Below are 24,369 nucleotides of genomic sequence, written 5' to 3'. Positions count from 1 at the left end.
AACCCAAGAAGAGAAACCAGACCATGTTCACCCGCAAACCCCTGATCACTGCATCCCAGGCCCGTACCGCGCTGCTGCTGGCAGCCGGTTTCAGCACCGTGCTGTTGAGCGGTTGCGCCAGCTCGCCCGTGTCCAAGGTCGGCGCCACGACCAAGGTCGAGTACTACCCCAACTGCTACGAGCCGGTGCAGCACCTGCGCTCCACCGACGGTGACATGACCCGCTCGGTCGCCACCGGCGCGCTGCTCGGCGCGGTCGGCGGCGCCCTGACCGGCGCCCTGGTCGACAAGGAAAACCGTGGCCGCAATGCCGCCATCGGTGCCGCCGGTGGCGCCCTGGTCGGCGGCGCGGCCGGTTACTACACCGAGCGTCAGAAGCAGATCAGCGACGACAAGCAGCGTATCGCCTCGTACGCCACCGATATCGACAAGAGCGCCGCCGACCTGGACCGCACCACCGCCTACGCCAAGTCGTCGCAGTCCTGCTACCAGCGTGAGTTCGCCAGCCTGATCCAGAACCGCAAGGCCGGCCGCATCAACGACACCGAGGGTCGCAAGCGCCTGGCCGAGATCGTTGCCGGCCTGCAGGAGTCGAACAACCTGCTGACCACCGTCAACGGCCGCCTGGGTGAGAACCTGAACAACTACACCCAGGCCTACGAGCAGGACCTCAAGCAGGTCGGCGTCGCGCGCACCGACGTGGTCGCCGTGGCCCAGCCGCCGAAAGTGGCGACCACCGGCAAGAAGAAGGACGTGAAGAAGGTCCAGCCGGCCAAGACCAACACCAAGGTGCCACAGGAAGCGGTGGCCACCGAGAAGACCCTGCAGAACGCCAACGGCAAGAAAGCCGAGGCCCAGCAGGTGGCCAAGGCGGGTACCGACCAGGTCAACGCCATGTGCCGCAACCCGGACATGGGTGACTGGGCGCCGGTGCCGTGCCCGAACGTGTGATGCCTTGAGCGCCTGTGGGATCGGGTGAACCTGTTCCCACAGGTGTGCTGCTATCTGTGTAAGGAAACCACCCCGTGACAGATCTTCTGGTCAACTCCCTGGCCAACAACTCCCAGTTCCTGGCACGCCAGCGCATCCAGGCGCGGATCAACCTGCCGCAGATGTTCGCCGCCATCGACGCCGACCCGCGTATCGTCGGTGCCGGTGTGGTGTACATCGACGCCGAATACAACATTGTCACCCTGCGTGAGTTTCAGCCGATCTGCAGCATCCGCCCCAAGCGCGTGATCCTGCGCGAGATCAAGAAGTACCAGACACCTGACCAGTACACCCAGCAGCTGCAGCACAATCCGCGCGAGTCGCGGGTGGTCAAGGAGGCGGTCAACACGACCCTTTCCTGCGCGGGCGCTGTGATCGGCTGGTTCGTGGTGTTCAGTGGCACCATTGCCGCACCTTTTTCCGGCGGTACCAGCCTGGTACTGACCTATATCGGTGGCGCCGCCGCCACCGCCAGCAGCATCCAGTGCGGCATTGGTGTAATGCGCACGGTGCGTGAAGTGACCAACCCAGCGGCCAACGATGCCCTCGATGAGAACCAGTGGTACCAGGCCGCCTCGATGGTGCTCGATGGCGTCTCGTTGCTGGGGGTCGGCGCGTCGGGCCTGAGTACGTTGAAGTACCTGCAAGTACACAAGGCCGCCACGGGGCGGAGCTGGCTGGAGTTGTCCAAGAGCCTCAGCCGCCAGCAGCGCAAGGCGCTGACCGACGAGTTGCTGTCGATCAAGCACCCGAGCCTGACCGCCAAGCAGATCAAGTTGCAGCAGGCGGCAGGGACCATGACCAAGCGCTACACCCCGACCGAGATCAGCCACGCCACGCAGACCCTGATGCGCGACTCGCTCGGCGCCACCTTCGGGTTGGCCGGGAGTGCAACGGTGCAGAGCATCGCCGTAGGGCTATACGAAGAGATCGAGTGATGATGAAGCCTGCGCAATTCCAGACTTTCATGCGCCGTTACTTCCCGACGTTCTTGCTGGGGTTTTTCATTTGCCTCCTGTCGGCGGCGTTGTCAGCAACGCTGTGGATCGACAGTCACTGGCGCAATCACCCGGATAACCCCTTGTTCACCATGATGTCCAGCGCTGTGCTGGTCTTGCTGCTGTGTTCCGGGCATTTCGCGATGGTCCGCGGCTTCACATGGGCAGCATGGGTGGTGCTCCCTGTACCCACAGTGGCCTTGCTGATGGCGTTGAGCTTGCTCGGTAGCGGTGTGAATGCTGTGTTGCTGGCAATCTTGCTGGCGCTGCCATTGCTCGCGCTGCTGGTTTTCAACAGCCAGCGGCATCGGGAAATGCGCCGGCGGTTGGTGGAACTGCGCAAGGTGCGGCGTTAGCGCAATGACGCTCAAGCCTTTTCTGAAGCGTTACTTCGGTGTATTCATCGGCGCCTACTTCTCGTCGATCATTGCCGTGTCCTGGACCTTTGCATTGGTGTGGAGCACTTATTGCCGAAGCTGCTCAAAGGACGGGTTACTTCCCTGGAGTCTGCTGGCGATATTGGCAGTTTTCATGCTGGGACACGGCGCCGTGGTTCGCGGGCGGGCCTGGGATGCATGGCGCTTGCGACCTATGGATATCGCCCCAACCTGTTCATCTACGCCAGTAGCCTGGTCACTGCGCTGGTAACCTTGCTATTGCTCAATAGTCGCAGGTACCGGGAAACGCGCACTTGCCTGGCAGAGTATCGGGAGAAGCGACGTAAGGAGCGCCTGGCGCGCCGCTGACTCCGGATACCCCTCCTGGGCAACAAGAGCCTCAGGCAGTCGAGTTAATCTTGTTGTTTAAGCTTCTCATCATTGGCTTTTTTCAAAGAGTCGGCCTTGTTGGCCATCACATTCAAGCCCGTTGTCAAAATGGTGTAGCGCTCGACGGAGGATGCATACGACAGCAGGGCATACGTCAGCTGGTGCTCGATTGCGATCTTGATATTGTCGAAGGACTGCGCGTCAGGTTTGGACTTGCGAATGGCAATGGCGAGTTTTTGAAGGGTGTCGCTCAGCGTGTCGGCTGCTGACTGAAAATCGGTCAACGGTACGGCAAGTTCAGGTGATTCTGCTTTCAAGGTGTCTACTATCTTGTCCGCTTTATCGCGGATGCTGCGAAACTCAGCGAGAGAAACAGAGGAGTCTTGTGCAATTTCCTCGATTGCGTCATTCAGTTCTTTGTTGGTTGATTCCAGTTTGAGTCCCATGTCGTGTTACTCCTTTGAGGATATGAAGAACCGCCATAGGAACGCTAAACCGGCAGTGGCACCGGCACCACTGGTAAAAATGATAGGTAGGGCTACAACTGCTGGACCAGAGCCTTCAACTGTTCTTGCCGTTCAGCCTGGTTGACCCGCGCCCCGGGATTGAGCGTCGACCACTGCGGATGTGCTCGCGCCTTGCGCAGTGCCTCGGGCAGCTTGCCCTCGCGCCAGCCTTTGTCGTCCGCGGGCGTCAGGCGAATGCTGTCCTGCGCTGCGTGCCCTCGCCCTTCCAGGGCCGTGACCAACTGCTGCTGACGCAACGCCAGCAGGCGCAGCACGGCGTCATCCACCGTCAATTCGCGCTGGCCCTTGAGCTTGCCCATCAGGCGCGAACCGTAGTTGCGCGCGGTCTGCAAGGCGCCGCCGGCGATGGCGCCGGCGAGCGCGGCGGCGCCCAGGGTCAGGCCGCCCACCAGCAGGTCCACGCCCGCGCCCGCTGCGGCACCGGCCGCCACGCCGCTGCCCAGGCGCACACCGAGCAACTTCAGGGTTTCCGGGTTGAACAGGTCGTCGCCCCAGCGGCCGTCGAGCAGCGGCAGGTCACCGGCATTGGCATCCTCGCGGCGGAACGCATACAGCTTGAGCAGCGCCTCGACACAGCGCTGTTCGCGCTGGCGCACATCCTGGCGCAGGGCTTCGATGGCCCGTGCCTCGGCGGCAGGCTCCGCCTCGACGCTGCGTCGGCAGGCGGCGCAATCGAGCAGCAGCTCGGCGACCAGGCGTTTGCCGCTGTGCCGGCGGGCCTGGCGCTGGGCCTGCTGGTCGTCGATCAGCCGTTGCAGCGCGGGGCGGGCATCTTCCAGCAGCAGTGCCAGGCTTTCGTAGAGGCGGCGCTCGCCGTCCTCGGGCGGGGCCACGCTGTCGAAGCGCACCAGCGCATGCAGGCCCAGGCGCGCCAGGGCCTCGCGCCACTCCGGCTCGCGGTGCTGGCTGCTGGCGACGAAGTTGAGCACCGGCAGCAGCGGCTTGCCGCAACCGGCCAGTACTTCCAGTTCGTCGCGGTACTTGGCCAGCACCGGTTCGCGGGCGTCGATCACGTAGAGGCCGGCGTTGCTCGCCAGCAACTGGCGCAGCACCTTGGCTTCCTGTTCGAAACGCTGGCGCGCCTCGCTGCCCTGGAGGAAACGCTCCAGGCGGGCGGGGCCGTCCAGGCGCTCGCCCGGACGCTCGAGGCGCTCCAGGTAGTCGAGCAGGGCGATGGCGTCTTCCAGGCCTGGGGTGTCGTACAGCTCCAGCAACGGCTCGCCGTCCACCGACAGGCGTGCACCTTCCACATGGCGGGTGGTGCTGGGGCGGTGCGAGACCTCGCCGAAGCCGACGTCGCGGGTCAGGGTGCGCAGCAGCGAGGTCTTGCCGACGTTGGTGTGGCCGACCACGGCCAGTTTCAGCGGCTCAGTCATGGCCATGCTCCAGCCAGGTCACGGGCGAGGTGTCGGCGTGGGCCAGGCCCAGACGGTCGAGGGCTTCGTGCCAGTCGCCCAGGCGTGCCGCGTCCAGGGCCTGGCCCGGTTGTGCCTGCAGCAGCCAGATCCGGGTGGCGCCGGCATTGCGCGCCAGCTCGGCGAGCAACGCCAGGCTGCCGCGATCCGGCGAGCGGCGCGGGTCGCAGGCGATGGCCAGGCGCGCCGGAGGGAAGCGGCTCAGTTGCTCGAGCAGCTTGTTGCGCGATTCGCGGCTGTCGAGCACGCCGGCGTGGGTGACCGACCGGGGCAGGGCGGGAGGCCATGGGCGCTGGTCGTCCAGCTCCAGGCCGACCAGCAAGGCGCCGCTGCTGCCGCTCTCCAGCTGGCCGGCTTCGAAGCGCGGCAGGGTGTCGGGGGCAGGGTCCTGCACGTCAATGCGTTCGCTGCGCGGCATCAGCGCTTCGCGCAGCTGGGCGTAGCCGGGCAGGTCGAGGTCCAGCGTCAGGCGCTCGCGACCCTGGCGCCAGCGCCACAGGCACAATGCGGCCAGCGCCAGGCGCGGCAGCAGGCCGTAGACCAGCACCACGCCGAGCAGCCAACTGGCCCAGGCCTGGCGCGCCAGGTCGAGCGCGGGCAGGGTGGCGCCGCTGGCGCGGATCATGGTTTCGTCCGGCACGGCGAAGCCGAGCAGCGAGGGCAGGGCGCCAAGGGCCTGGGTCAGGGTGATGAAAGGTTGCGCGGCGAGCAGCGTGGTTTCCCAGACGAACCCGTAGCGCCGGGTCGCCAGCAGGGCCAGGAGCATGCCCAGCGCGGCGAGCATCGCCAGCAGCCACAGGCCATGCACCAGCAGGCCGAGCAACCAGCGGTTCAGGCGCTGGCGCTGCAGCAGCACCAGCAACGCCGGGGCCAACTGCGCGGCCTTGGCGTCGCGGGCCAGGCGCTCGCTCAGCCACAGCCAGAGGCGGCCCAGCGTCGCGCCCTGCTCGCCGGCAAAAAAGAAGCCCACGGCCCAGCCGAGCAGTAGCAGAAGGTTGAGCCCGAGCAGGCTGCCCAGGGCCCAGAACACGTTCACTGGCCGCTGGCCGTCGCCCAGGGCCGCCAGCCCCAGGCCGGCGCCGCTGAACACGGCCAGGAGCATCAGCGCCAGCAGCGCCAGGCGCGCGCCCTGCTTCCAGTGGCGCAGTGCCGTGTCCATGCCGTCGCGCCCGGCCAGCCACAAGGCGCGGGCCTCGATGCGCGTAGCCAGGTCGCCGCCTTGCTGGCGGGCGCGACGGTTGGCTTCCTGGTCCTCCAGGGGACCGGCATGTTCCTCGCGCAGGCGTATCGCTTCGGTTAGCCAGCGCTTGTCGAGTGGAGTCGGTGCCGTCACAAGCTCTTCCATTGCACAGGTCAGTGCGCAAGCATAACCCACGTGCCCGGTGCTATCCTCGCCGGCATGAACACATCACTCCCCCTCAGCCTGATCGCGGCGCTCGCCGAGAACCGTGTGATCGGCATCGACAACTCCATGCCCTGGCACCTGCCGGGGGATTTCAAGTACTTCAAGGCCACCACCCTGGGCAAGCCGATCATCATGGGGCGCAAGACCTGGGATTCACTGGGGCGGCCACTGCCGGGGCGGTTGAATATCGTCGTCAGCCGTCAGCCGGGCCTGCAACTGGCCGGGGCCGAGGTGTTCGCTTCGCTGGAAGAGGCCCTGCTGCGTGCCGAGCAGTGGGCGCGGGAGCAGGGCGTCGGCGAGCTGATGCTGATCGGTGGCGCGCAGCTGTATGGGCAGGCGCTGGACAAAGGGCTGGTGAGCCGGATGTACCTGACCCGAGTGGAGCTGTCGCCCGAGGGTGATGCCTGGTTCCCAGAGTTCGATCGCGGACAGTGGCAACTGAGCGCGAGTGAGCCGCAACCTGCCGAAGGACACGGGCCGGTTTATCACTTCGAAGTCTGGGACAAGGTCTGAATACCTGGGGCTGCGCAGCAGCCCCAGCGATCTATCAGGAATGACTCAACTCAGCATGCTCATCCCCGCTCAGCACCTGCTGATCAGTCTGCTTGAGCAACTGGCTGGTAACCACCCCTGCGGTCATCGAACCATTCACGTTCAACGCCGTACGCCCCATGTCGATCAGCGGCTCCACCGAGATCAGCAAGGCTACCAGTTCCACCGGCAAGCCCATGGCCGGCAGCACGATCAGCGCGGCGAAGGTTGCGCCGCCACCCACGCCGGCCACGCCGGCCGAGCTCAGGGTGACGATGGCCACCAGGGTGGCGATCCATAGCGGGTCAAAGGTGTCGATGCCCACCGCTGGAGCCACCATCACTGCGAGCATGGCAGGGTAGAGCCCAGCGCAGCCGTTTTGGCCGATGGTCGCGCCGAACGAGGCGCTGAAACTGGCGATCGACTGTGGCACGCCCAGGCGCTGCGTCTGCGCCTCGATGTTCAGCGGAATGCTGGCGGCGCTGGAGCGGCTGGTGAAGGCGAAGGTCAGCACCGGCCACACCTTGCGCAGGAAGCGCAGCGGACTGACGCCGGTCAGCGCCAGGATCACCCCGTGGACCACGAACATCAGGCCCAGGCCGAGGTATGACACCACCACGAAGCTGCCCAGCTTGAGGATGTCCTCGAGGTTGGAGCTGGCCACCACCTTGGTCATCAAGGCCAGCACGCCATAGGGGGTGAGTTTCATCACCAGGCGTACCAGGCGCATCACCCAGGCCTGCAGCACGTCGATGGCAGACAGGGCGCGCTCGCCCTTGTCCTTGTCGTCCTTGATCAGCTGCAGCGCGGCCAGGCCCAGGAACACGGCGAAGATCACCACGCTGATGATCGAGGTTGGCTTGGCCCGGGCCAGGTCGCCCACCGGGTTTGTCGGGATGAACGACAGCAGCAGTTGCGGGATGTTGAGGTCGGCGACCTTGCCCGCGTAGTCGTTGTGGATGGCCTGCAGGCGGGCGCTTTCCTGGGCGCCGGCCACCAGCCCCTCGGCGGTCAGGCCGAACAGGTTGGTCAGGGCAATGCCGATCAGCGCCGCGATGGCGGTGGTCAGCAGCAGGGTGCCGATGCTCAGCACGCTGATCCGGCCCAGGCTCGAGGCGTTGTGCAGGCGCGCCACGGCGCTGAGGATGGAGGCGAAGATCAGCGGCATGACGATCATTTGCAGCAAGCCGACATAGCCGTTGCCGACCAGGTCGAGCCAACCGAGGGTGGCCTTGAGCACCGGGTGGCCGGCGCCGTAGATCGTGTGCAGGACCAGGCCGAACACCACGCCCAGCACCAGGCCCAACAGCACTTTCTTGGCCAGGCTCCAGTCGGTGCGGCGGGTTTGCGCCAGGCCCAGCAGCAGGGCCAGGAACGCCAGCAGGTTAAGAGACAGCGGCAGGTTCATTGAAGCTCCAGGAAAAGGCGGAAGAGGCATCGCCTCTGTGAGCGATTACGAACGGAAATGCTAACAGCCTGAAAACAAACGAATTTATACCTAAAGGTAATTTGCATAGTCGCTTATGGAATAACGGCTGGTCGCTTTTGGCGATGAACATGACGTTTGCAGTTGTCTCGGGGTCGCTCACGCGTGCCTGTTTGTCACAGTTCGGGACTAGGGTTGAGCGGCCACGTCTTTGGGAGAACCGCACATGATGTCTGCTCCGAGAATCCTTGCCGGCAGCCTGGCCCTGTTGCTGAGCGCCAGCAGCTGGGCGGCCACCGAGCTCAAGCACTGGCCGGCCGAGGCCGCGCAGAAGCTCGACGCGATGATTGCCGCCAACGCCAACAAGGGTAACTACGCGGTGTTCGACATGGACAACACCAGCTACCGCTTCGACCTCGAGGAAGCGCTGTTGCCGTTCATGGAAAACAAGGGCCTGCTGACCCGCGACAAGCTCGACCCCTCGCTCAAGCTGATCCCGTTCAAGGACACCGCCGAGCACAAGGAGAGCCTGTTCAGCTACTACTACCGCCTATGCGAGCTCGACGACATGGTCTGCTACCCCTGGGTAGCCCAGGTGTTCTCGGGCTTCACCCTCAAGGAGCTGAAGCGGCAGGTCGATGAGCTGATGGCCTCGGGCAAGCCGATCCCCAGTACCTATTTCGAGGGGGATCAGGTCAAGACCATCGAGGTGCAGCCGCCCAAGGTATTCACCGGCCAGGCCGAGCTGTACAACAAGCTGATGGAGAACGGCATCGAGGTTTATGTCATTTCCGCGGCCTCCGAAGAGCTGGTGCGCATGGTCGCCTCCGATCCCAAGTACGGCTACAACGTCAAGCCGCAGAACGTGATCGGCGTGAGTCTGCTGCTCAAGGACCGCGCCAGTGGCCAGCTGACCACGGCGCGCAAGCAGATTACCGCCGGGCACTACGATCCCAAGGCCAATGAAGGCCTGGAGCTGACGCCTTACCTGTGGACCCCGGCCACCTGGATGGCCGGCAAGCAGGCGGCAATCCTCACCTACATCGATGAGTGGAAGAAACCGGTGCTGGTGGGCGGCGACACCCCAACCAGCGATGGCTACATGCAGTTCCACGGTGTGGATGTGAGCAAGGGCGGCATCCACCTGTGGATAAACCGCAAGGCCAAGTACATGGATCAGTTGAACGGCATGATCGCCAAGAACGCGGCGGCCCAGGCCAGGGAAGGGCTGCCGGTGACGGCGGACAAGAACTGGGTGATCGTGACGCCGGAGCAGATCCAGTAGCCGACGCTGCTCCCGCCGGGGCTCGGCGGAATAAAAAACCGGCGCTCAGGGCGCCGGTTCTTTTACCTTCAGAGCCTCACAGCCCGTCGAGCATCGCCTTGTTGCGCACAGCGCCCTTGTCGGCGCTGGTCGCCAGCAGGGCGTAGGCCTTCAGTGCGGTGGTCACCTTGCGTGGGCGCACTTCGGCCGGCTTCCAGCCTTTCTTGTCCTGCTCGACACGACGCTCGGCCAGCTCTTCATCGCTGACCAGCAGGTTGATCGAACGGTTCGGGATGTCGATCAGCACCTTGTCGCCATCGCGCACCAGGCCGATGGCGCCGCCTGCGGCGGCTTCCGGCGAGGCGTGGCCGATGGACAGGCCCGAGGTCCCGCCGGAGAAGCGGCCATCGGTGAGCAGCGCGCACGCCTTACCCAGGCCCTTGGACTTCAGGTACGAGGTCGGGTAGAGCATCTCCTGCATGCCCGGGCCGCCTTTCGGGCCTTCGTAGCGGATGATGACGATGTCGCCAGCCTTCACTTCGTCGGCGAGGATGCCGCGTACCGCGCTGTCCTGGCTCTCGAAGATCTTCGCGGTGCCTTCGAACACGTGGATCGACTCATCGACACCGGCGGTCTTCACCACACAGCCGTCCAGGGCGATGTTGCCATACAGCACGGCCAGGCCGCCCTCTTGCGAGTAGGCGTGCTCGATGCTGCGGATGCAGCCGTTTTCGCGGTCGTCGTCCAGGGTTTCCCAGCGGGTCGACTGGCTGAACGCGGTTTGCGTCGGGATGCCGGCCGGGCCTGCCTTGAAGAAGGTGTGCACGGTTTCGTCATCGGTCTGGGTAATGTCCCACTTGGCGATGGCCTCTTCCATGCTTGGGCTGTGCACGGTCGGCAGGTCGGTGTGCAGCAGGCCGCCACGGGCCAGCGAGCCGAGGATGCTGAAAATGCCGCCGGCGCGGTGCACGTCTTCCATGTGGTACTTCTGGATGTTCGGCGCCACCTTGCACAGCTGCGGTACCTTGCGCGACAGGCGATCGATGTCGCGCAGGTCGAAGTCCACCTCGGCCTCCTGCGCTGCGGCCAGCAGGTGCAGGATGGTGTTGGTCGAGCCGCCCATGGCGATGTCGAGCATCATGGCGTTTTCGAACGCCTTGAAGTTGGCGATGCTGCGTGGCAGTACCGACGCATCGTTCTCGCCGTAGTAGCGTTTGCACAGCTCGACGATGGTGCGCCCGGCGGTGAGGAACAGCTGCTCGCGGTCCGAGTGGGTGGCCAGGGTCGAACCGTTGCCCGGCAAGGCCAGACCCAGGGCCTCGGTCAGGCAGTTCATCGAGTTGGCGGTGAACATGCCGGAGCACGAACCGCAGGTCGGGCAGGCGCTACGCTCGTACTCGGCGACTTTCTCGTCGCTGGCGGTGGAGTCGGCGGCGATCACCATGGCGTCGACCAGGTCCAGGCCGTGGCTGGCCAGCTTGGTCTTGCCGGCTTCCATCGGGCCGCCGGAGACGAAGATCACCGGGATGTTCAGGCGCAGGGCGGCCATCAGCATGCCGGGGGTGATCTTGTCGCAGTTGGAGATGCAGACGATGGCGTCGGCGCAGTGGGCGTTGACCATGTACTCGACCGCGTCGGCGATGATCTCGCGGCTGGGCAGCGAGTAGAGCATGCCGTCATGGCCCATGGCGATGCCGTCGTCCACGGCGATGGTGTTGAACTCTTTCGCCACGCCACCGGCGCGTTCGATCTCGCGGGCGACCAGTTGGCCCAAGTCCTTCAGGTGCACATGACCCGGGACGAACTGGGTGAACGAGTTGGCGATGGCGATGATCGGTTTCTTGAAGTCTTCGTCCTTCATCCCGGTGGCGCGCCACAGGGCACGGGCACCGGCCATGTTGCGGCCTTGGGTGGAAGTCTTGGAACGATAATCAGGCATGGAGCGCTCCTGGCGGCTAAATCACGTCACGTAAATAGGGAGTGAGCTTCTCTTGTCCTGAAACGCCGAAGGCCGGTTGCCGCTGGCAAGGATGGGGGCCGAAGACCTCGCGGGATCGCCGCAGGCTCGACCAGAGCTCATAAACCCGCCGGGGATGTCTGGCGATGAATGGCTCGATTCTACACCGCCACGCCCGCTAGGGAATGGCGTTGTGATAATTGGCTGTCCCCAGCCCGCAAGGTAAAGGCCTTGGCGTGGTCCGGGCGGGTTTGGGTAGACTTGCGCGCTTCCTGTTCCACTGGCCAAAAGGATTTGCAATGCCAGCGCCAAGTCGCTCCTTATTGTTCTACGTCTTCATCGGCCTGATCCAGGGCCTGGTGCTGCTCACCACCGTGAAGGGGCAAGGCGAGCTGCTTGGCTTCAACCTGTCGGTAGCCCTGTGCGCCGCGGTGGTCGTGGCCGGCGTGAACCTGCAACTGCTCGGCAGCGCGGTGCGCCAGCGTGGCACCGGCTGGCTGGTGTTGGGCCTGACCCTGCTGATCAGCGGGATCAGTGCCGGGGTCCTGGGTAGCGAGCGTATGGGCTGGCTGCAGCAGACCTGGTTCCTGGCCGCCGTCGTGCTGGGCTACATAGGCACCGCGTTCATTCTTGCCTGGCCGACCCGCGAAGGGGTGGCGCCGCGCTATGAGGACCTGTTCCGGCATGCCTGGAACAACGTGTTCATCCTGTTCCTGGCGCAAATGCTGACTGGCCTGTTCTGGCAGTTGCTGTGGTTGTGCGCGTTGCTGTTCGGCATGCTTGGCATACCGCAGGTCACGGATGTGGTGGAGTCTGCGGTGTTTCTCTGGCTGGTACTGCCGGTGGTGTTCTCCCTGGGGATGCGCATGGGGCGGGAGAACGAAAAGATCATCGGCCTGCTGCGCGGCATCCTGTTGACGCTGTGCCGCTTCCTGTTGCCGCTCAGCGCGCTGATCGCCGTGCTGTTCACCCTGACGTTGCCGCTATCCGGCCTGCAGCCTGTGTGGGACACCGGTTACTCGACCAGCCTCCTGCTGGTGCTGGCAGGCATCAACCTGTTCCTGGTCAACGGGGTGTTCCAGGACGGCCGACAACCCAGCGTCTACCCTGCGCCGCTCAAGCGCCTGGTGGAGGCCAGCCTGGTGTGCCTGCCGGTGCTGGTGGGCCTGGCGGCCTACGCAAGTTGGCTACGCATCGATCAGTACGGTTTGACACCCTCACGGATCATGGCGGTGTTGCTGGTGGGCGTGATGCTGGTACATGGCTTGGCGGCGGTCTGGGCGGTGGTGGCTTCGCGCCAGGGCTGGCTGAACAGTCTGCGCGTGAGCAATCCGTGGATCGCTCTGCTCAGCGCGGTGCTGATAGTGCTGTTCTATACACCGTTGCTCGACCCGCAGGTGATGAGTGCGAAGAGTCAGGTCGGGCGCCTGCTCGGTGGGCGCACGCCGATTACCGAGTTCGATGCCGGGACCTTGTACCGCGACCTCGGTCAGCCTGGGCGTGCCGCCTTCGAGCAACTGGAGAAGCGGCTGGAAACGGATGAGCTGTTCGATGCGGGCCGCCGCGAGCAATTGCTGGGGATGATGGCGCAGGTGCGTCGGCCGGAAGTGGTCGAAACGCAGGGTCCGACGTTCGAGTGGCTGGGGCCGGTGCAGTCCACCAGCGAGTCACTGGCCGATTCGACGCTTGCTCAAAGCCAGTGCGGTGGCAAGGGATGCTACTTGTGGGCGGTCGATCTGGATGGTGATGGGCACAATGAAGTGTTGATGATCCCCCGGCACACCTACGCATCGAGTGTGTTCGTGTTCACCTGGGAGGAGCGCGAGTGGCGTGAAGTCGGCAGCCTGAGCGGCAGGATGGAAAACCTCGAGGGCCTGGCCAAAGGCATTCGCGAGGGCGCGGTGAAACTGGTGGCGCCGCGTTACAAGACGCTCAGCATCGATGGCCAGGAACTGGTGCCGGACTTCAGGCGGTAGCGGTTGGCGCGCATGGGCGTGAGCGTCTGAGGGAGCCGGGGCCGCAGAGCGGCCCCGGAACAAGCACCACTTAGCTGTTGGGCAGCAACCTGCAGGTGATGCTCTTGATGTAGCGGGTCTCGGCGATCGCCGGGTGCACCGGGTGGTCCGGGCCCTGGCCGCCGCGCTCGAGCATTTGCAGGTTGCGGTCCAGGTGGCGGGCGCTGGTCAGCAGGATGTTGTTCAGGTCGTCCTCTGGCAGGTGCATCGAGCACGAGGCGCTGACCAGGATGCCGTCCTTGGTGAGCATGCGCATGGCCTGTTCGTTGAGGCGGCGGTAGGCGGCCTCGCCGTTCTTCAGGTCCTTCTTGCGCTTGATGAAGGCGGGCGGGTCGGCAATGATCACGTCGAAACGCTCTTCGGCGGCCTTCAGCTCGCGCAGGGCCTCGAATACGTCACCTTCGATGCAGGTCAGTTTTTCGCTGATGCCGTTCAGCGCGGCGTTACGCTCAACGCCATCGAGTGCAAAGCCGGAAGCGTCCACGCAGAACACTTCGCTGGCGCCGAACGCACCGGCCTGCACGCCCCAGCCACCGATATAGCTGAACAGGTCGAGCACACGCTTGCCCTTGACATAGGGGGCCAGGCGGGCGCGGTTCATGCGGTGGTCGTAGAACCAGCCGGTCTTCTGGCCTTCGCGTACCGGAGCCTCGAACTTCACGCCGTTCTCTTCCAGCGCGACCCAGTCCGGCACTTCGCCGTAGACGGTTTCGACATAGCGGCCTAGGCCTTCGGCGTCACGGGCGGCGGAGTCGTTCTTGAAGAGGATGCCGCTCGGCTTCAGCACCTGGACCAGGGCGGCGATGACGTCGTCCTTGTGCGCTTCCATGGTGGCCGAGGCCAGCTGTACCACGAGGATGTCGAAGAAGCGGTCGACCACCAGGCCCGGCAGCAGGTCGGAGTCGCCGTAGACCAGGCGGTAGCACGGCTTGTCGAACAGGCGCTCGCGCAGCGACAGGGCGACGTTCAGGCGGTGCACCAGCAGCGACTTGTCCAGCGGCAGCTTGATGTCGCGCGACAGCAGACGGGCGCAGATCAGGTTGTTCGGGCTCATCGCCACCACGCCCAGGGGCTTGCCGTTGGCGGCTTCGAGGATGGCCTGCTGGCCGGCCTTCAGGCCCTGCAGCGGGGTCGCGGCGACGTCGACTTCATTGCTGTAAACCCACAGGTGGCCGGCGCGCAGGCGGCGGTCGGCATTGGCTTTGAGGCGAAGGCTGGGCAGGGACATGACGTCGCTCCGGGAAAAAAGAGCGGGAGTATACCGTGTTGGCCTCAGGTTCGCTGATGGGTTCGACCAAGTGCTCCGCGCCCATGGCTAAAGAAATTTTGGGATCCAACGATCCACTGATAGTTACCCTGCCGGCGTACAGGGTTAGAATCCCCCGTCCCCAGCGAGAATGCACGAATGTCCCAGGAACTTACCGCCGAACAGATCCAGCAAGCCCTGCAGGGCATCACCATCCCGCCGCAGCCGCAGATCATGGTCGACCTGCAGTTCGAGCAGTACATGCCCGACCCGGACCTCGAGACCATCGCCAAGCTGATCAGCCAGGACCCGGGCCTTTCCGGCGCCTTGCTGAAACTGGTCAACTCGGCGCAGTTCGGCCTGGCGAACAAGATCGGTTCGATCCAGCGCGCCGTGAACCTGCTGGGCAGCCGTTCGATCATCAACCTGATCAACGCCCAGTCGATCAGGGGTGAAATGACCGACGAGACCATCGTCACCCTCAACCCGTTCTGGGACACCGCCCAGGACGTGGCCATGACCTGCCTGACCCTGGCCAAGCGCACCGGCATCCAGGCGGTGGACGAGGCCTACACCCTGGGCCTGTTCCACGACTGCGGCGTGCCGCTGATGCACAAGCGTTTCCCCAACTACATGGAAGTGCTGGAGGAGTCCTACGCCAAGACCAATGACGAGGTCCGCGTGGTGGACACCGAGAACCGCGTGTTCAACACCAACCACTCGGTGGTCGGCTATTTCACCGCCAAGTCCTGGCGCCTGCCGGAGCACATCAGCGCCGCCATCGCCAACCACCACAACGCCCTGGCGGTGTTCCGCGACGAATCCTCGCGCAATACCCAGACCCAGCTGAAGAACCTGCTGGCGGTGCTGAAGATGTCCGAGCACATTTGCGCCTCCTACCGCGTGCTGGGCAACCAGAGCGTCGATCACGAGTGGAACATGGTTGGCCCGCTGGTGCTGGATTACATCGGCCTGACCGAATACGACTTCGAGCAGCTCAAGCAGAACATCCGCGAAATGGGCGGGCACTGAGTCATGCCGGAACTGCCAGAGGTCGAGACGACGCGGCGCGGCATCGCGCCCTACCTGGAGGGGCAGCGGGTCAGCCGCGTGGTGGTGCGCGACCGGCGCCTGCGCTGGCCGATCCCGGAAGACCTCGACGTGCGCCTGTCGGGACAGCGTATCGTCAGCGTCGAGCGGCGCGCCAAGTACCTGCTGATCAACGCTGAGGTCGGCACCTTGATCAGCCACCTGGGTATGTCGGGCAACCTGCGCCTGGTCGAACTGGGCTTGCCGGCGGCCAAGCACGAGCATGTGGATATTGAGCTCGAGTCGGGGCTGATGCTGCGCTATACCGACCCGCGCCGTTTCGGGGCCATGCTCTGGAGCGTCGATCCGCTCAACCATGAACTGCTGATTCGCCTGGGGCCGGAGCCGCTGACCGAGCTGTTCGACGGCGAGCGGCTGTTCCAGCTGTCCCGGGGGCGCTCGATGGCGGTCAAGCCGTTCATCATGGACAACGCCGTGGTGGTGGGCGTGGGCAACATCTACGCCACCGAAGCACTGTTCGCCGCCGGGATCGACCCGCGCCGCGAGGCAGGCGGGATCTCCCGGGCGCGCTACCTGAAGCTGGCGATCGAGATCAAGCGGGTGCTGGCGGCGGCCATCGAGCAGGGCGGGACCACCTTGCGCGACTTCATCGGAGGCGATGGGCAGCCGGGGTACTTCCAGCAGGAACTGTTCGTCTATGGACGCGGTGGTCAGCCGTGCAAGGTGTGTGGTACCGAGTTGCGTGAAGTGAAGCTGGGGCAGCGGGCGAGCGTGTTCTGCCCGAAATGCCAGCGTTGATGCCGCAGCCTTGTTGGCTCGCTCTCGTGGGAGCGGGCTTGCCCCGCGACAGGGCCGGATCAGTCGACTATCGCCGCCTGCCCTACACCCCTGGGGTCACTGGCCGCCTCCACGGTCCCGCCAGCCTTGTCCCAGTACAGCACCTGCTGATTCCCGTATTGGCGCCCGACATCCTTCAGCCGATATCCACGCTCCTCAAGCTCGGCCTTCTGCTGAGCGCTGAACGTACCCGGCTCATGCTCCACCACATCCGGCAGGTACTGATGGTGATAGCGCGGCGTCGCCGGCCACTCGGCCACCGGCCGTCCTTCGAGGAACCCCATCACCGACAGCAGCACCATGCTCGGAATCCGGCTGCCGCCCGGCGTGCCGAAGCTGGCGAACTGGCTGGGGCTTTCGATGAAGGTCGGGCTCATGCTCGACAAGGGCCGCTTGCCCGCCGCCACTGCGTTGGCCAGGCTGCCGGCCAGCCCATAGCTGTTGCTGCCGGTGGGGTCGGCGGCGAAGTCGTCCATCTCGTTGTTCAGTACCACGCCGGTGCCGGGCACGCTGAACGCCGCGCCGAATGGCAGGTTGACCGACAGCGTGGCGGACACGGCATTGCCGTCGGCGTCGATCACCGTGAAGTGGGTGGTGTGGTCGCCTTCGCGCCAGGCCGGTGAAGGGGGCAGGGCGCTGCTGGGGGTGGCCTGGCGCACGTCGATGCTGTCGGCCAGGCCGGTCAGGTACTGGCGCGCCAGCAGGCGGTTGATGGGGTTGGCCACGTAGTCCGGGTCGCCCAGCCGACCACGGTCGCGGTAGGCGCGGCGCAGCACTTCGATCACATAGTGGCTGCGCTGTACCGGTTCGGCGCTCTGCCAGGGCAGACGCTGGAGCATGGCCAGGCTCTGGGCCAGGGCCACGCCACCGGCCGAGGGCGGTGGACTGCTGATCAGCTCGCGCTGGTCGGCCAGTGGATAACGCAGCGGCTCGCGCCAGGCGGTGTGGTAGCCGGCGAGGTCATCGAGGGTCCAGACACCGCCGGCCTGGCGCACGCCGTCGACCAGGCGGTGGGCCGTCGGGCCACGGTAGAAGCCGTCGCGGCCGTGCTCGGCCATGGCCTGCAGGGTCGAGGCCAGTTCCGGTTGGCGAATCACCGTGCCGAGCGCCGGTACGTCGTTGCCGGCGAGGAACAACCGGGCGCTTTCGGCATTGTCGCGCAGGGCGCTCAGGCGCATGGTCGCGCGGTCGCGGTAAATGCGGTCGACGGCAAAGCCCTGGTTGGCCAGGCGGATGGCCGGGGCCAGGCTGTCCTTGAGTGGCAGCTTGCCGTGGGTCGCGGCCAGGTCGGCCAGTGCCTGGGGCAAGCCTGGGATGGCAGCGGCCAATGGGCCGTTGATCGACAATCCTGGTTGGACCTTGCCATCCTTCAGGTACATGTCGGCCCGGGCGGCGGCCGGGGCGCGCTCGCGGGCGTCGAGGAAGGCATAGCGTGGGCTGTCAGCGCTCTCGCGCAGCAGGAAGAACCCGCCGCCGCCAAGGCCGGAGCCGTAAGGTTCGACAACGGCCAGCGTGGCGCCGATGGCCACCGCGGCATCGAAGGCATTGCCGCCCTGCTGCAGGATCTGCCTTGCCGCGGCGGTGGCTTCACCGTGCGGGCTGGCGATCGCCGCCTGGCCTGGCCCGGCGGCCAGGGCGCCAGGGGCCAGCAGCGCCAGGAGGGCGCCGAGGGCTGCGTGGCGAAGCGCGGCGACGAACGGCATCAGGCCTTGCCGGTGATCCGGCGGTACTTGGCCATCAGTTCGTCTTCGGTTTCCGGGTGGGCTTCATCCAGGGGGATGCAGTCCACCGGACAGACTTGCTGGCACTGGGGCTCGTCATAGTGGCCGACACACTGGGTGCACAGGTTCGGGTCGATCACGTAGATCTCTTCGCCTTGCGAGATGGCGGCGTTCGGGCACTCGGGTTCGCAGACGTCGCAGTTGATGCAATCGTCGGTGATGATCAGGGACATGGGGACTCCGGCCGGGGCGTTGGGCCCGGGCATGGTTCAAAGCGATGGGCACAATTGTGCCGGATTCGCGCCCGCAGTGCACGCGGGCGCGACATCGTGACCGCGCGGCTTACTTGCGGAAGCGCTCGGTCAGCGCGTCGGCAACGGCAGGGTGCACGAACTTGCTGATATCACCGCCCAACGCGGCGATTTCCCGAACCAATGTCGAGGAAATGAACGAATAGCGCTCGGAAGGCGTGAGGAATAGGCTCTCGACGTCCGGCGCCAGCTGGCGGTTCATGTTGGCCAGTTGGAACTCGTACTCGAAGTCGGATACCGCGCGCAGGCCGCGCAGGAACACGTTGGCGTTCTGCTCCTTGGCGAAATGCGCCAGCAGCGAGGAAAAGCCGATGACTTCGACATTGGGCAGGTGCTTGGTGACCTCGCGGGCCAGCGCTACCCGTTGCTCCAAGGGGAACAGGGGGTTTTTCTTGGGGCTGGCCGCCACGGCGATGATCACATGGTCGAACAGGCGCGAGGCGCGCTCGACCAAGTCGCCATGGCCTTTGGTAATGGGGTCGAAAGTACCCGGGTACAACACTCGGTTCATCGCGTCATCCTGGCTGGAGTGCGTTGGGGAGTCGGATGGTAGCGCAGCGACTGCGCCCGGCCAAGTCGCGTGGCCGGTCGATGGCACTATAGACAGCATGGCTATTGGCTGTCATGCGCTGGGTGCCAGGCGGCCAGCCAGCGCTTCGCTAAGCAGGGCGGTCAGGGCGTAGACCGAAAGCTGCGGGTTGGCGCCGATGCTGGTGGGGAACAGCGAACCGTCGTGGACCGACAGGTTTTCCAGCTGGTGATGCCGGCCCAGGCTGTCGCACACCGTCTGGCGCGGATCCTCGCCCAGGGCGCAGCCGCCCATGACGTGGGCGCTGCCCAGGCGCATGCGAAACAGTTCCAGGGGCAGGCTGTCGATCAACGCCTTGGCCTGTTCCGGGTTATCGACATACCGGGCATCGCCATGCACCGGCAGCACCCGGCGGGCACCGGCGGCGAACTGGATCTTCGCCATGCTGTGCCAGGCCCGGCGCAGCCCGTCGTGAAGGTAGTCGGTGACCGGGTAGTCGAGCACCGGCGAGCCATCGCCACGCAACTCCACCTGGCCGCCGGGGCTGTCCGGGTGGAAACCATCGCGCAGCAGCGCCAGCATCACGTGGGTATGGGGCAGCTCGGCCATGCGCAGGGCATTGTCCTGGCCATGGCCACCGAGCAGGGTGCTGGCCAGGGCCGGGTGCAGCGGCGGGACTTCGAGCTTGTAGCCGACCGGGCCGGCGACGCCGTCCTGCCATTGGAACTGGTCGCTGTAGATCGACTGCGGCGCGCCGTAGTACGGGTCGATCTTCGCCTCGAACTGCGCGGCGCTGAAGTTGACCAGGTGCAGGAAGGTGCGTTTGCCCAGGCGCTGGTGGGGGTCGGGCGCTTCGGAGCGCAGCAGCAGCGCTGGGCTGTTGATGCCGCCCCCGGCCAGTACGTAATGCCGGGCGCGCACCCGCACCTGGCGCCCCGTGGGCTGGATCCCCTGGGCGTCCAGGGCCTGGCATTGCAGGTGGTCGATGCGTTGGCCATCGTGGCTGAAGCGCTCGGCGCGGGCCAGGTAGAGCAGTTCGCCGCCTTGCTCGAGAGTGGCCGGAATGCTGGTGACCAGCATCGACTGCTTGGCGTTGACCGGGCAGCCCATGCCGCAGTAACCCAGGTTCCAGCAACCGCGCACGTTGCGCGGGATCACCGCCCAGCGCAGGCCGAGCGCCTCGCAGCCGCGACGCAGCACATCGTTGTTGGCATTGGGCGGCATCATCCAGGGGCTGATGCCCAGGTGCTGCTCCATGCGTTCGAACCAGGGTTTCAGGCTGTCGCTGTCCAGGCCCTTGACCCCATGTTCACGGGCCCAGTGCTCCAGGGTCTGCGGCGGCGTGCGGAAACTCGAGGTCCAGTTGACCAGGGTGGTGCCGCCCACCGCCCGGCCCTGCAGGATGGTAATGGCGCCGTCCTTGCTCAGGCGGCCCAGGCCCTCCTGGTAGAGATCGGCATAGGCTTCGTGCTCCAGCAGGTGGAAGTCGCTGCTGGTTCTCAGCGGGCCTTCCTCGATCAGCAGTACCTTCAGGCCGGCCGCGCTCAGCCGTTCGGCGCTTGTGGCGCCGCCCGCGCCGCTGCCGATCACGGCGACGTCGGCTTCCAGGCTCAGGTCCTGCTCCAGGCGCGAGCCATCGTGGGTGATCCAGCCTCGTTCAAGGCCTTGGCGAAACGGGTCGGGGACGGGCATTTGGCGATGCTCTTGTCAGTGGGTCAGATCTTCGGCGGCCCTGGGTAGCCGCAAGCCGCCCAGGCCTCGGGGCGCTCATACCAGGCCATGAGCAGCAGTTGCAGCAGCGAGGCATGGCCCTGGCGCAGCAGGTTCAGCGAACTGTCCCGCCAGCGTTCGAGAAAGCGCTCCAGCTCGCTATCCGTGGCGCTTTCCCAGCCGCCCCAGATACCGGTCAGCGGTCCTCGGGTCAGGGGCAGGGTGAGCACGTCGAACAGTTGCCGGGTCAGCTTGAGCATGGCGGGCGACAGCGCTGCCAGCTTGTGGTCGAGGCTGTGCAGCACCCATTCGGTGGAAGCCTGGGTACCCGCCAGCACGACGGGTATCAGGGCCTGCAGCAGAGGCAGGTCGTCATCGCGCAGGACCTGATAACCGGGCGAGGCCGCCTGTGGCGCACAGCCGGCCAGGCTGGTGGCACCCAGAAACAGGCTGGCGCCGAAGCTGAACTTGAGCAGGTCGCGGCGATGCACAGGCGTCGGCGCTCAGCGGATGAACAGCTTGTAGACCAGGCGCTGCAAAGCTTTGCCATAGGGCGGGTAGATCGTCCTGGCGGCATTGATGCGCTGCTTGGCCAGCACGGCCTTGGCCTTGCTGAAGGTCAGGAAACCGTCGTGGCCATGGTAGTGACCCATGCCGGACGGGCCCACGCCGCCGAACGGCAGGTCGTCCTGGGCCACGTGCAGCAGGGTGTCGTTGAGGCAGACGCCGCCGGAGTGGGTGTCGCGCAGTACCCGTGCCTGTTCGCCCTTGTCGTAGCCGAAATAGTAGAGCGCCAGGGGCCGGGGACGCTGGTTGATGTAGGCCAGGGCGTCGTCCAGGCGGTCGTAGGGCACCAGGGGCAGCAACGGGCCGAAGATCTCGTCCTGCATTACCTGCATGCCGTCGTTCACCTGCAACAACAGGTGTGGCGGCAGATGGCGGCCCTGGCGGGGCTCGTCGGGGTAGAGGTCGATCACCTGGGCGCCTTGCTCGCGGGCATCGTCGAGCAGGCGGTCGAGGCGAGCGAGCTGGCGCTCGTTGATGATCGCGCTGTAGTCGGGGTTGTCGCTCAGGCGCGGATAGAAGCGATGCACGGCGCGCCGGTAAGCCTCGGCGAAGGCGTCCAGGCGCTCGCGGGGCACCAGCACATAGTCGGGGGCGACGCAGGTCTGGCCGGCATTGAGGGTCTTGCCGAAGGCGATGCGTTCGGCGGCGGTGTCCAGCGGCACGTCGGCCGAGACGATGGCCGGCGACTTGCCGCCCAGCTCAAGGGTCACTGGGGTGAGGTTCTGCGCGGCGGCCAGCATCACATGACGGCCGACGCTGGTGGCCCCGGTGAACAGCAGGTGGTCGAACGGCAGGCGGGCAAAGGCCTGGCCGACTTCCACCTCGCCCAGTACTACACTGACCAGGTCATTGGGGAACACCCGTTCGAGCAGGTCCTTGATGGCCTGTCCGCTGGCGGGCGTGGATTCGCTGAGCTTGAGCATCACCCGGTTGCCGGCGGCCAGGGCGCCGGTCAACGGGCCGATGGCAAGGAACAGCGGGTAGTTCCACGGCACGATGATCCCCACCACTCCCAGTGGCTGGTACTCCACCCGCGCGCTGGCGGGCTGGAAGGCCAGGCCGACCTTGCGCCGCGAGGCGCGCATCCAGCGCCCCAGCTGTTTTTCCGCATCGCGCAGGCCGAGCACCGACGGCATCAGCTCGGCGATCAGGGTCTCGTCGCGGCTGCGGCCGCTGAAGTCGGCGTCGATGGTCGCAATCAGCGTCTCCTGCTCGGCCAGCAGCGCCTCGCGCAGGCTTTTCAGCCACTGCCGACGCTGCGCGGCGGCGGGCATCGGGTTAGCGGCGAAGGCCCGACGCAGGACGTCGAACGTCGCTTGCAGGTCGAGGTCGGATTGCACAGGAGGGAGAACGGCAGGCGAGGTCATGGCGGCTCCGGGGTGATAAGTGAATAGAGCATATACTCTAATTGGTACGATGGTGCACTATTTTTCACCTGGCCGGCGGTGCACCCGACCTGCGGGAAGCCGTAAGATGGGCTCGATCAATCAAGCTGGAGACTGGAGCTGAGCATGGCCCCGCGCATGAAGACCCGAGAGCGCATCGTGCAGAGCAGCCTGGAGCTGTTCAACCAGCAGGGCGAGCGTTGCGTCAGCACCAACCACATTGCCGCGCACATGGAGATCTCGCCCGGCAACCTGTACTACCACTTCCCCAACAAGCAGGCGATCATCGCCGTGCTGTTCAACCAGTACGAAGAGCTGGTCGACAGTTTCCTGCGCCCGCCCCAGGGCCGCATTGCCACCGTCGAGGACAAGCGCTTCTACCTCAAGGCGTTGCTGGCGGCGATGTGGAACTACCGTTTCCTGCACCGCGACCTGGAGCACCTGCTCGACAGCGACCCGGAACTGGCGGCCCGTTATCGGCGCTTCTCGCGGCGCTGCCTGCTGCAGGGGCAGGCGATCTACCGGGGCTTCGTCGAGGCAGGCATCCTGAGCATGGACGGCCCGCAGATCGAGTCGCTGACCATCAACGCCTGGATCGTGCTGACCTCCTGGGTGCGTTTTCTCAGCACCACCCGCGAGCATTGCGCACACCTGGGTGAAGAAGCGTTCATGCGCGGCGTCTATCAGGTGGTGGTGCTGGAACTGGGGTATGTCACTCCAGACTCGCGTGCCGCGGTGCAGGCGTTGTGCGATGAGTTCCACGTTCCGTTCAACCAGGCCCTGGAGCAGTGACCCGGGGTCTTCGAGCCATTCATCAGGAGATTGTCATGCCCCTTGCGCAACTGATCACCCCGCAACAGCTGGCCGAACGCCTGGAAGCACCCGGCCTGGTGATCCTCGATTGCCGCTTTGCCCTGGAAGATGTCGACTACGGCCAACGCAGCTATGCCGAGGGGCATATCGCCGGGGCGCATTTCGCCGACCTCGAGCGTGACCTGAGCGGGCCGGTGGTCAAGGGCCGCACGGGGCGTCACCCGCTGCCCGATCCGCAGCGGCTGGTGGAGCGCCTGCGCGAGTGGGGCGTGGACAACGACAGCCAGGTGGTGCTCTACGACGATGGCCCCGGTGCCTTTGCCGCCCGCGCCTGGTGGCTGCTGGCCTGGCTGGGCAAGCGCGAGGCGGTGTTCATCCTCGATGGCGGCCTCAAGGCCTGGCACGCCGCCCACCTGCCGTTGAGCCTCGACCCGCCCGCGCGTCGCGAGGGGACGTTCAGTGGCGAGCCGGACATGAAGCTGCTGATCGACGCCACACACCTGGGCAAGCGCCTGGACGATCCGACGCTGACCCTGATCGATGCCCGCGGGTTGCCGCGTTTTCGTGGCGAGGTGGAGCCGATCGACCCGGTGGCCGGGCACATTCCGGGCGCCCAGTGCGCGGCGTTCACCGACAACCTTGGCGCCGACGGGCGTTTCCTGCCGGCCGACACGCTGAAGCAGCGTTTTGCCGAAAAGCTGGCCGGCCGTTCGCCGCAGGACCTGGTGGCCTATTGCGGCTCTGGCGTGACCGCCTGCCACAACCTGTTTGCCCTGGCGCTGGCGGGATATCCCCTGGGGCGGCTGTACGCCGGGTCGTGGAGTGAGTGGATCAACGATCCGCAGCGCGGCGTGGCCACTGGCGACTAATCCATGACGTGGGAGCGGGCTTGCCCTCAGCCATGTT

General features: G+C 65.6%; 23 protein-coding genes. 11 read left to right on the top strand and 12 right to left on the bottom strand.

Annotation, left to right across the window (positions count from 1 at the left end; translation table 11 throughout):
• The first annotated feature begins 23 nt into the window (after positions 1 to 23).
• From tagQ to ACVWZ5_RS14270, 4 genes are all read left to right on the top strand, one after another.
• The gene (gene tagQ / locus ACVWZ5_RS14285; protein WP_062575498.1) at positions 24 to 950 is read left to right on the top strand and encodes a type VI secretion system-associated lipoprotein TagQ; all 927 of its coding nucleotides are present in this window, start codon (positions 24 to 26) and stop codon (positions 948 to 950) included.
• Positions 951 to 1,024: 74 nt separating this feature from the next.
• The gene (locus ACVWZ5_RS14280; protein WP_051555624.1) at positions 1,025 to 1,927 is read left to right on the top strand and encodes an NAD synthetase; all 903 of its coding nucleotides are present in this window, start codon (positions 1,025 to 1,027) and stop codon (positions 1,925 to 1,927) included.
• The gene (locus ACVWZ5_RS14275) at positions 1,927 to 2,343 is read left to right on the top strand and encodes a hypothetical protein (RefSeq protein WP_051555623.1); all 417 of its coding nucleotides are present in this window, start codon (positions 1,927 to 1,929) and stop codon (positions 2,341 to 2,343) included. Before ACVWZ5_RS14280 ends, ACVWZ5_RS14275 begins: the two co-directional genes overlap by 1 nt.
• Positions 2,344 to 2,347: 4 nt before the next feature.
• Entirely contained in the window at positions 2,348 to 2,635 is a 288-nt protein-coding gene (locus ACVWZ5_RS14270; protein ID WP_155721694.1) for a hypothetical protein, read from the top strand.
• A gap of 142 nt (positions 2,636 to 2,777) precedes the next feature.
• Here the strand turns inward: ACVWZ5_RS14270 and ACVWZ5_RS14265 are convergent, their stop codons facing one another.
• The 3 genes from ACVWZ5_RS14265 to ACVWZ5_RS14255 form a co-directional block, all read right to left on the bottom strand.
• A complete protein-coding gene (locus tag ACVWZ5_RS14265) occupies positions 2,778 to 3,200 on the bottom strand; it encodes a hypothetical protein (RefSeq protein WP_062575497.1) in 423 nt (140 codons plus the stop codon).
• A 92-nt stretch (positions 3,201 to 3,292) separates the two neighbouring features.
• Complete coding sequence (locus tag ACVWZ5_RS14260) at positions 3,293 to 4,657, bottom strand: GTPase/DUF3482 domain-containing protein (protein ID WP_084942080.1); 1,365 nt, start codon at positions 4,655 to 4,657, stop codon at positions 3,293 to 3,295.
• Positions 4,650 to 6,041 carry a DUF2868 domain-containing protein gene (locus tag ACVWZ5_RS14255; RefSeq protein ID WP_096049156.1) on the bottom strand — a complete coding sequence of 464 codons (1,392 nt, stop codon included), beginning with the start codon at positions 6,039 to 6,041 and terminating at the stop codon, positions 4,650 to 4,652. The genes ACVWZ5_RS14260 and ACVWZ5_RS14255 overlap by 8 nt, the downstream gene beginning before the upstream one ends.
• Positions 6,042 to 6,095: 54 nt before the next feature.
• Here ACVWZ5_RS14255 and ACVWZ5_RS14250 point away from each other — a divergent pair, with 54 nt between their 5' ends.
• Positions 6,096 to 6,614 carry a dihydrofolate reductase gene (locus tag ACVWZ5_RS14250; RefSeq protein WP_062575494.1) on the top strand — a complete coding sequence of 173 codons (519 nt, stop codon included), beginning with the start codon at positions 6,096 to 6,098 and terminating at the stop codon, positions 6,612 to 6,614.
• A gap of 34 nt (positions 6,615 to 6,648) precedes the next feature.
• On the opposite strand, the gene ACVWZ5_RS14245 is transcribed toward ACVWZ5_RS14250, so the two are convergent.
• The gene (locus ACVWZ5_RS14245; protein ID WP_062575493.1) at positions 6,649 to 8,040 is read right to left on the bottom strand and encodes an L-cystine transporter; all 1,392 of its coding nucleotides are present in this window, start codon (positions 8,038 to 8,040) and stop codon (positions 6,649 to 6,651) included.
• Between the two features lie 247 nt (positions 8,041 to 8,287).
• On the opposite strand from ACVWZ5_RS14245, the gene ACVWZ5_RS14240 reads away from it, so the two are divergent.
• The gene (locus tag ACVWZ5_RS14240; RefSeq protein WP_202884228.1) at positions 8,288 to 9,343 is read left to right on the top strand and encodes an HAD family hydrolase; all 1,056 of its coding nucleotides are present in this window, start codon (positions 8,288 to 8,290) and stop codon (positions 9,341 to 9,343) included.
• Between the two features lie 76 nt (positions 9,344 to 9,419).
• On the opposite strand, the gene ilvD is transcribed toward ACVWZ5_RS14240, so the two are convergent.
• A complete protein-coding gene (gene ilvD, locus ACVWZ5_RS14235) occupies positions 9,420 to 11,261 on the bottom strand; it encodes a dihydroxy-acid dehydratase (protein ID WP_457340693.1) in 1,842 nt (613 codons plus the stop codon).
• Positions 11,262 to 11,578: 317 nt separating this feature from the next.
• Here ilvD and ACVWZ5_RS14230 point away from each other — a divergent pair, with 317 nt between their 5' ends.
• On the top strand, positions 11,579 to 13,255 hold the full coding sequence (locus ACVWZ5_RS14230) for a DUF4153 domain-containing protein (protein ID WP_062575491.1): 1,677 nt from the start codon (positions 11,579 to 11,581) through the stop codon (positions 13,253 to 13,255).
• A gap of 70 nt (positions 13,256 to 13,325) precedes the next feature.
• On the opposite strand, the gene ACVWZ5_RS14225 is transcribed toward ACVWZ5_RS14230, so the two are convergent.
• Positions 13,326 to 14,522: a class I SAM-dependent rRNA methyltransferase gene (locus tag ACVWZ5_RS14225; RefSeq protein WP_062362795.1), complete on the bottom strand. Its 1,197-nt coding sequence runs from the start codon at positions 14,520 to 14,522 to the stop codon at positions 13,326 to 13,328.
• Positions 14,523 to 14,753: 231 nt separating this feature from the next.
• Between ACVWZ5_RS14225 and ACVWZ5_RS14220 the strand changes: the two genes are divergently transcribed.
• Positions 14,754 to 15,572: an HDOD domain-containing protein gene (locus tag ACVWZ5_RS14220; protein WP_172402408.1), complete on the top strand. Its 819-nt coding sequence runs from the start codon at positions 14,754 to 14,756 to the stop codon at positions 15,570 to 15,572.
• A 3-nt stretch (positions 15,573 to 15,575) separates the two neighbouring features.
• Positions 15,576 to 16,388: a bifunctional DNA-formamidopyrimidine glycosylase/DNA-(apurinic or apyrimidinic site) lyase gene (gene mutM / locus ACVWZ5_RS14215; RefSeq protein ID WP_062575490.1), complete on the top strand. Its 813-nt coding sequence runs from the start codon at positions 15,576 to 15,578 to the stop codon at positions 16,386 to 16,388.
• Between the two features lie 59 nt (positions 16,389 to 16,447).
• On the opposite strand, the gene ggt is transcribed toward mutM, so the two are convergent.
• The 6 genes from ggt to ACVWZ5_RS14185 form a co-directional block, all read right to left on the bottom strand.
• Positions 16,448 to 18,130, bottom strand: a complete 1,683-nt coding sequence (ggt, locus tag ACVWZ5_RS14210) for a gamma-glutamyltransferase (protein ID WP_457340692.1) — start codon at positions 18,128 to 18,130, stop codon at positions 16,448 to 16,450.
• Complete coding sequence (locus ACVWZ5_RS14205; protein WP_011531711.1) at positions 18,130 to 18,381, bottom strand: YfhL family 4Fe-4S dicluster ferredoxin; 252 nt, start codon at positions 18,379 to 18,381, stop codon at positions 18,130 to 18,132. Before ACVWZ5_RS14205 ends, ggt begins: the two co-directional genes overlap by 1 nt.
• Positions 18,382 to 18,490: 109 nt before the next feature.
• Positions 18,491 to 18,970 (bottom strand): pantetheine-phosphate adenylyltransferase, encoded by a 480-nt coding sequence (gene coaD, locus ACVWZ5_RS14200; RefSeq protein ID WP_028689146.1) that lies wholly within the window; start codon positions 18,968 to 18,970, stop codon positions 18,491 to 18,493.
• 111 nt (positions 18,971 to 19,081) lie between these two features.
• The gene (locus ACVWZ5_RS14195; protein WP_084942075.1) at positions 19,082 to 20,680 is read right to left on the bottom strand and encodes a GMC family oxidoreductase; all 1,599 of its coding nucleotides are present in this window, start codon (positions 20,678 to 20,680) and stop codon (positions 19,082 to 19,084) included.
• A gap of 23 nt (positions 20,681 to 20,703) precedes the next feature.
• Positions 20,704 to 21,189, bottom strand: a complete 486-nt coding sequence (locus ACVWZ5_RS14190) for a hypothetical protein (protein WP_062575488.1) — start codon at positions 21,187 to 21,189, stop codon at positions 20,704 to 20,706.
• A gap of 12 nt (positions 21,190 to 21,201) precedes the next feature.
• Positions 21,202 to 22,632, bottom strand: a complete 1,431-nt coding sequence (locus tag ACVWZ5_RS14185) for a coniferyl aldehyde dehydrogenase (protein WP_062575487.1) — start codon at positions 22,630 to 22,632, stop codon at positions 21,202 to 21,204.
• 144 nt (positions 22,633 to 22,776) lie between these two features.
• Here ACVWZ5_RS14185 and ACVWZ5_RS14180 point away from each other — a divergent pair, with 144 nt between their 5' ends.
• Both ACVWZ5_RS14180 and ACVWZ5_RS14175 read left to right on the top strand, forming a co-directional pair.
• A complete protein-coding gene (locus ACVWZ5_RS14180) occupies positions 22,777 to 23,442 on the top strand; it encodes a TetR/AcrR family transcriptional regulator (RefSeq protein ID WP_028689142.1) in 666 nt (221 codons plus the stop codon).
• A 35-nt stretch (positions 23,443 to 23,477) separates the two neighbouring features.
• Complete coding sequence (locus ACVWZ5_RS14175) at positions 23,478 to 24,332, top strand: sulfurtransferase (RefSeq protein WP_084942074.1); 855 nt, start codon at positions 23,478 to 23,480, stop codon at positions 24,330 to 24,332.
• Positions 24,333 to 24,369 lie beyond the last annotated feature (37 nt).

The organism is Pseudomonas sp. TE6283 (assembly GCF_054060555.1).
Note: the sequence above shows the minus strand (reverse complement) of the source record. Positions and strands in the feature narration are given on the sequence as shown.

What these genes read in the sequence shown, in the direction of transcription:
- coaD (WP_028689146.1), bottom strand. Translation starts at nt 18,970, where the DNA reads ATGAACCGAGTGTTGTACCCGGGTACTTTCGACCCCATTACCAAAGGC.
- ACVWZ5_RS14175 (WP_084942074.1), top strand. Translation starts at nt 23,478, where the DNA reads ATGCCCCTTGCGCAACTGATCACCCCGCAACAGCTGGCCGAACGCCTG.
- ACVWZ5_RS14270 (WP_155721694.1), top strand. Translation starts at nt 2,348, where the DNA reads ATGACGCTCAAGCCTTTTCTGAAGCGTTACTTCGGTGTATTCATCGGC.
- ACVWZ5_RS14265 (WP_062575497.1), bottom strand. Translation starts at nt 3,200, where the DNA reads ATGGGACTCAAACTGGAATCAACCAACAAAGAACTGAATGACGCAATC.
- ACVWZ5_RS14275 (WP_051555623.1), top strand. Translation starts at nt 1,927, where the DNA reads ATGATGAAGCCTGCGCAATTCCAGACTTTCATGCGCCGTTACTTCCCG.
- ACVWZ5_RS14245 (WP_062575493.1), bottom strand. Translation starts at nt 8,040, where the DNA reads ATGAACCTGCCGCTGTCTCTTAACCTGCTGGCGTTCCTGGCCCTGCTG.
- ACVWZ5_RS14240 (WP_202884228.1), top strand. Translation starts at nt 8,288, where the DNA reads ATGTCTGCTCCGAGAATCCTTGCCGGCAGCCTGGCCCTGTTGCTGAGC.
- ggt (WP_457340692.1), bottom strand. Translation starts at nt 18,130, where the DNA reads ATGCCGTTCGTCGCCGCGCTTCGCCACGCAGCCCTCGGCGCCCTCCTG.
- ACVWZ5_RS14185 (WP_062575487.1), bottom strand. Translation starts at nt 22,632, where the DNA reads ATGACCTCGCCTGCCGTTCTCCCTCCTGTGCAATCCGACCTCGACCTG.
- ACVWZ5_RS14195 (WP_084942075.1), bottom strand. Translation starts at nt 20,680, where the DNA reads ATGCCCGTCCCCGACCCGTTTCGCCAAGGCCTTGAACGAGGCTGGATC.
- ACVWZ5_RS14255 (WP_096049156.1), bottom strand. Translation starts at nt 6,041, where the DNA reads ATGGAAGAGCTTGTGACGGCACCGACTCCACTCGACAAGCGCTGGCTA.
- ACVWZ5_RS14180 (WP_028689142.1), top strand. Translation starts at nt 22,777, where the DNA reads ATGGCCCCGCGCATGAAGACCCGAGAGCGCATCGTGCAGAGCAGCCTG.
- mutM (WP_062575490.1), top strand. Translation starts at nt 15,576, where the DNA reads ATGCCGGAACTGCCAGAGGTCGAGACGACGCGGCGCGGCATCGCGCCC.
- ACVWZ5_RS14230 (WP_062575491.1), top strand. Translation starts at nt 11,579, where the DNA reads ATGCCAGCGCCAAGTCGCTCCTTATTGTTCTACGTCTTCATCGGCCTG.
- tagQ (WP_062575498.1), top strand. Translation starts at nt 24, where the DNA reads ATGTTCACCCGCAAACCCCTGATCACTGCATCCCAGGCCCGTACCGCG.
- ACVWZ5_RS14260 (WP_084942080.1), bottom strand. Translation starts at nt 4,657, where the DNA reads ATGACTGAGCCGCTGAAACTGGCCGTGGTCGGCCACACCAACGTCGGC.
- ACVWZ5_RS14225 (WP_062362795.1), bottom strand. Translation starts at nt 14,522, where the DNA reads ATGTCCCTGCCCAGCCTTCGCCTCAAAGCCAATGCCGACCGCCGCCTG.
- ACVWZ5_RS14250 (WP_062575494.1), top strand. Translation starts at nt 6,096, where the DNA reads ATGAACACATCACTCCCCCTCAGCCTGATCGCGGCGCTCGCCGAGAAC.
- ACVWZ5_RS14205 (WP_011531711.1), bottom strand. Translation starts at nt 18,381, where the DNA reads ATGTCCCTGATCATCACCGACGATTGCATCAACTGCGACGTCTGCGAA.
- ilvD (WP_457340693.1), bottom strand. Translation starts at nt 11,261, where the DNA reads ATGCCTGATTATCGTTCCAAGACTTCCACCCAAGGCCGCAACATGGCC.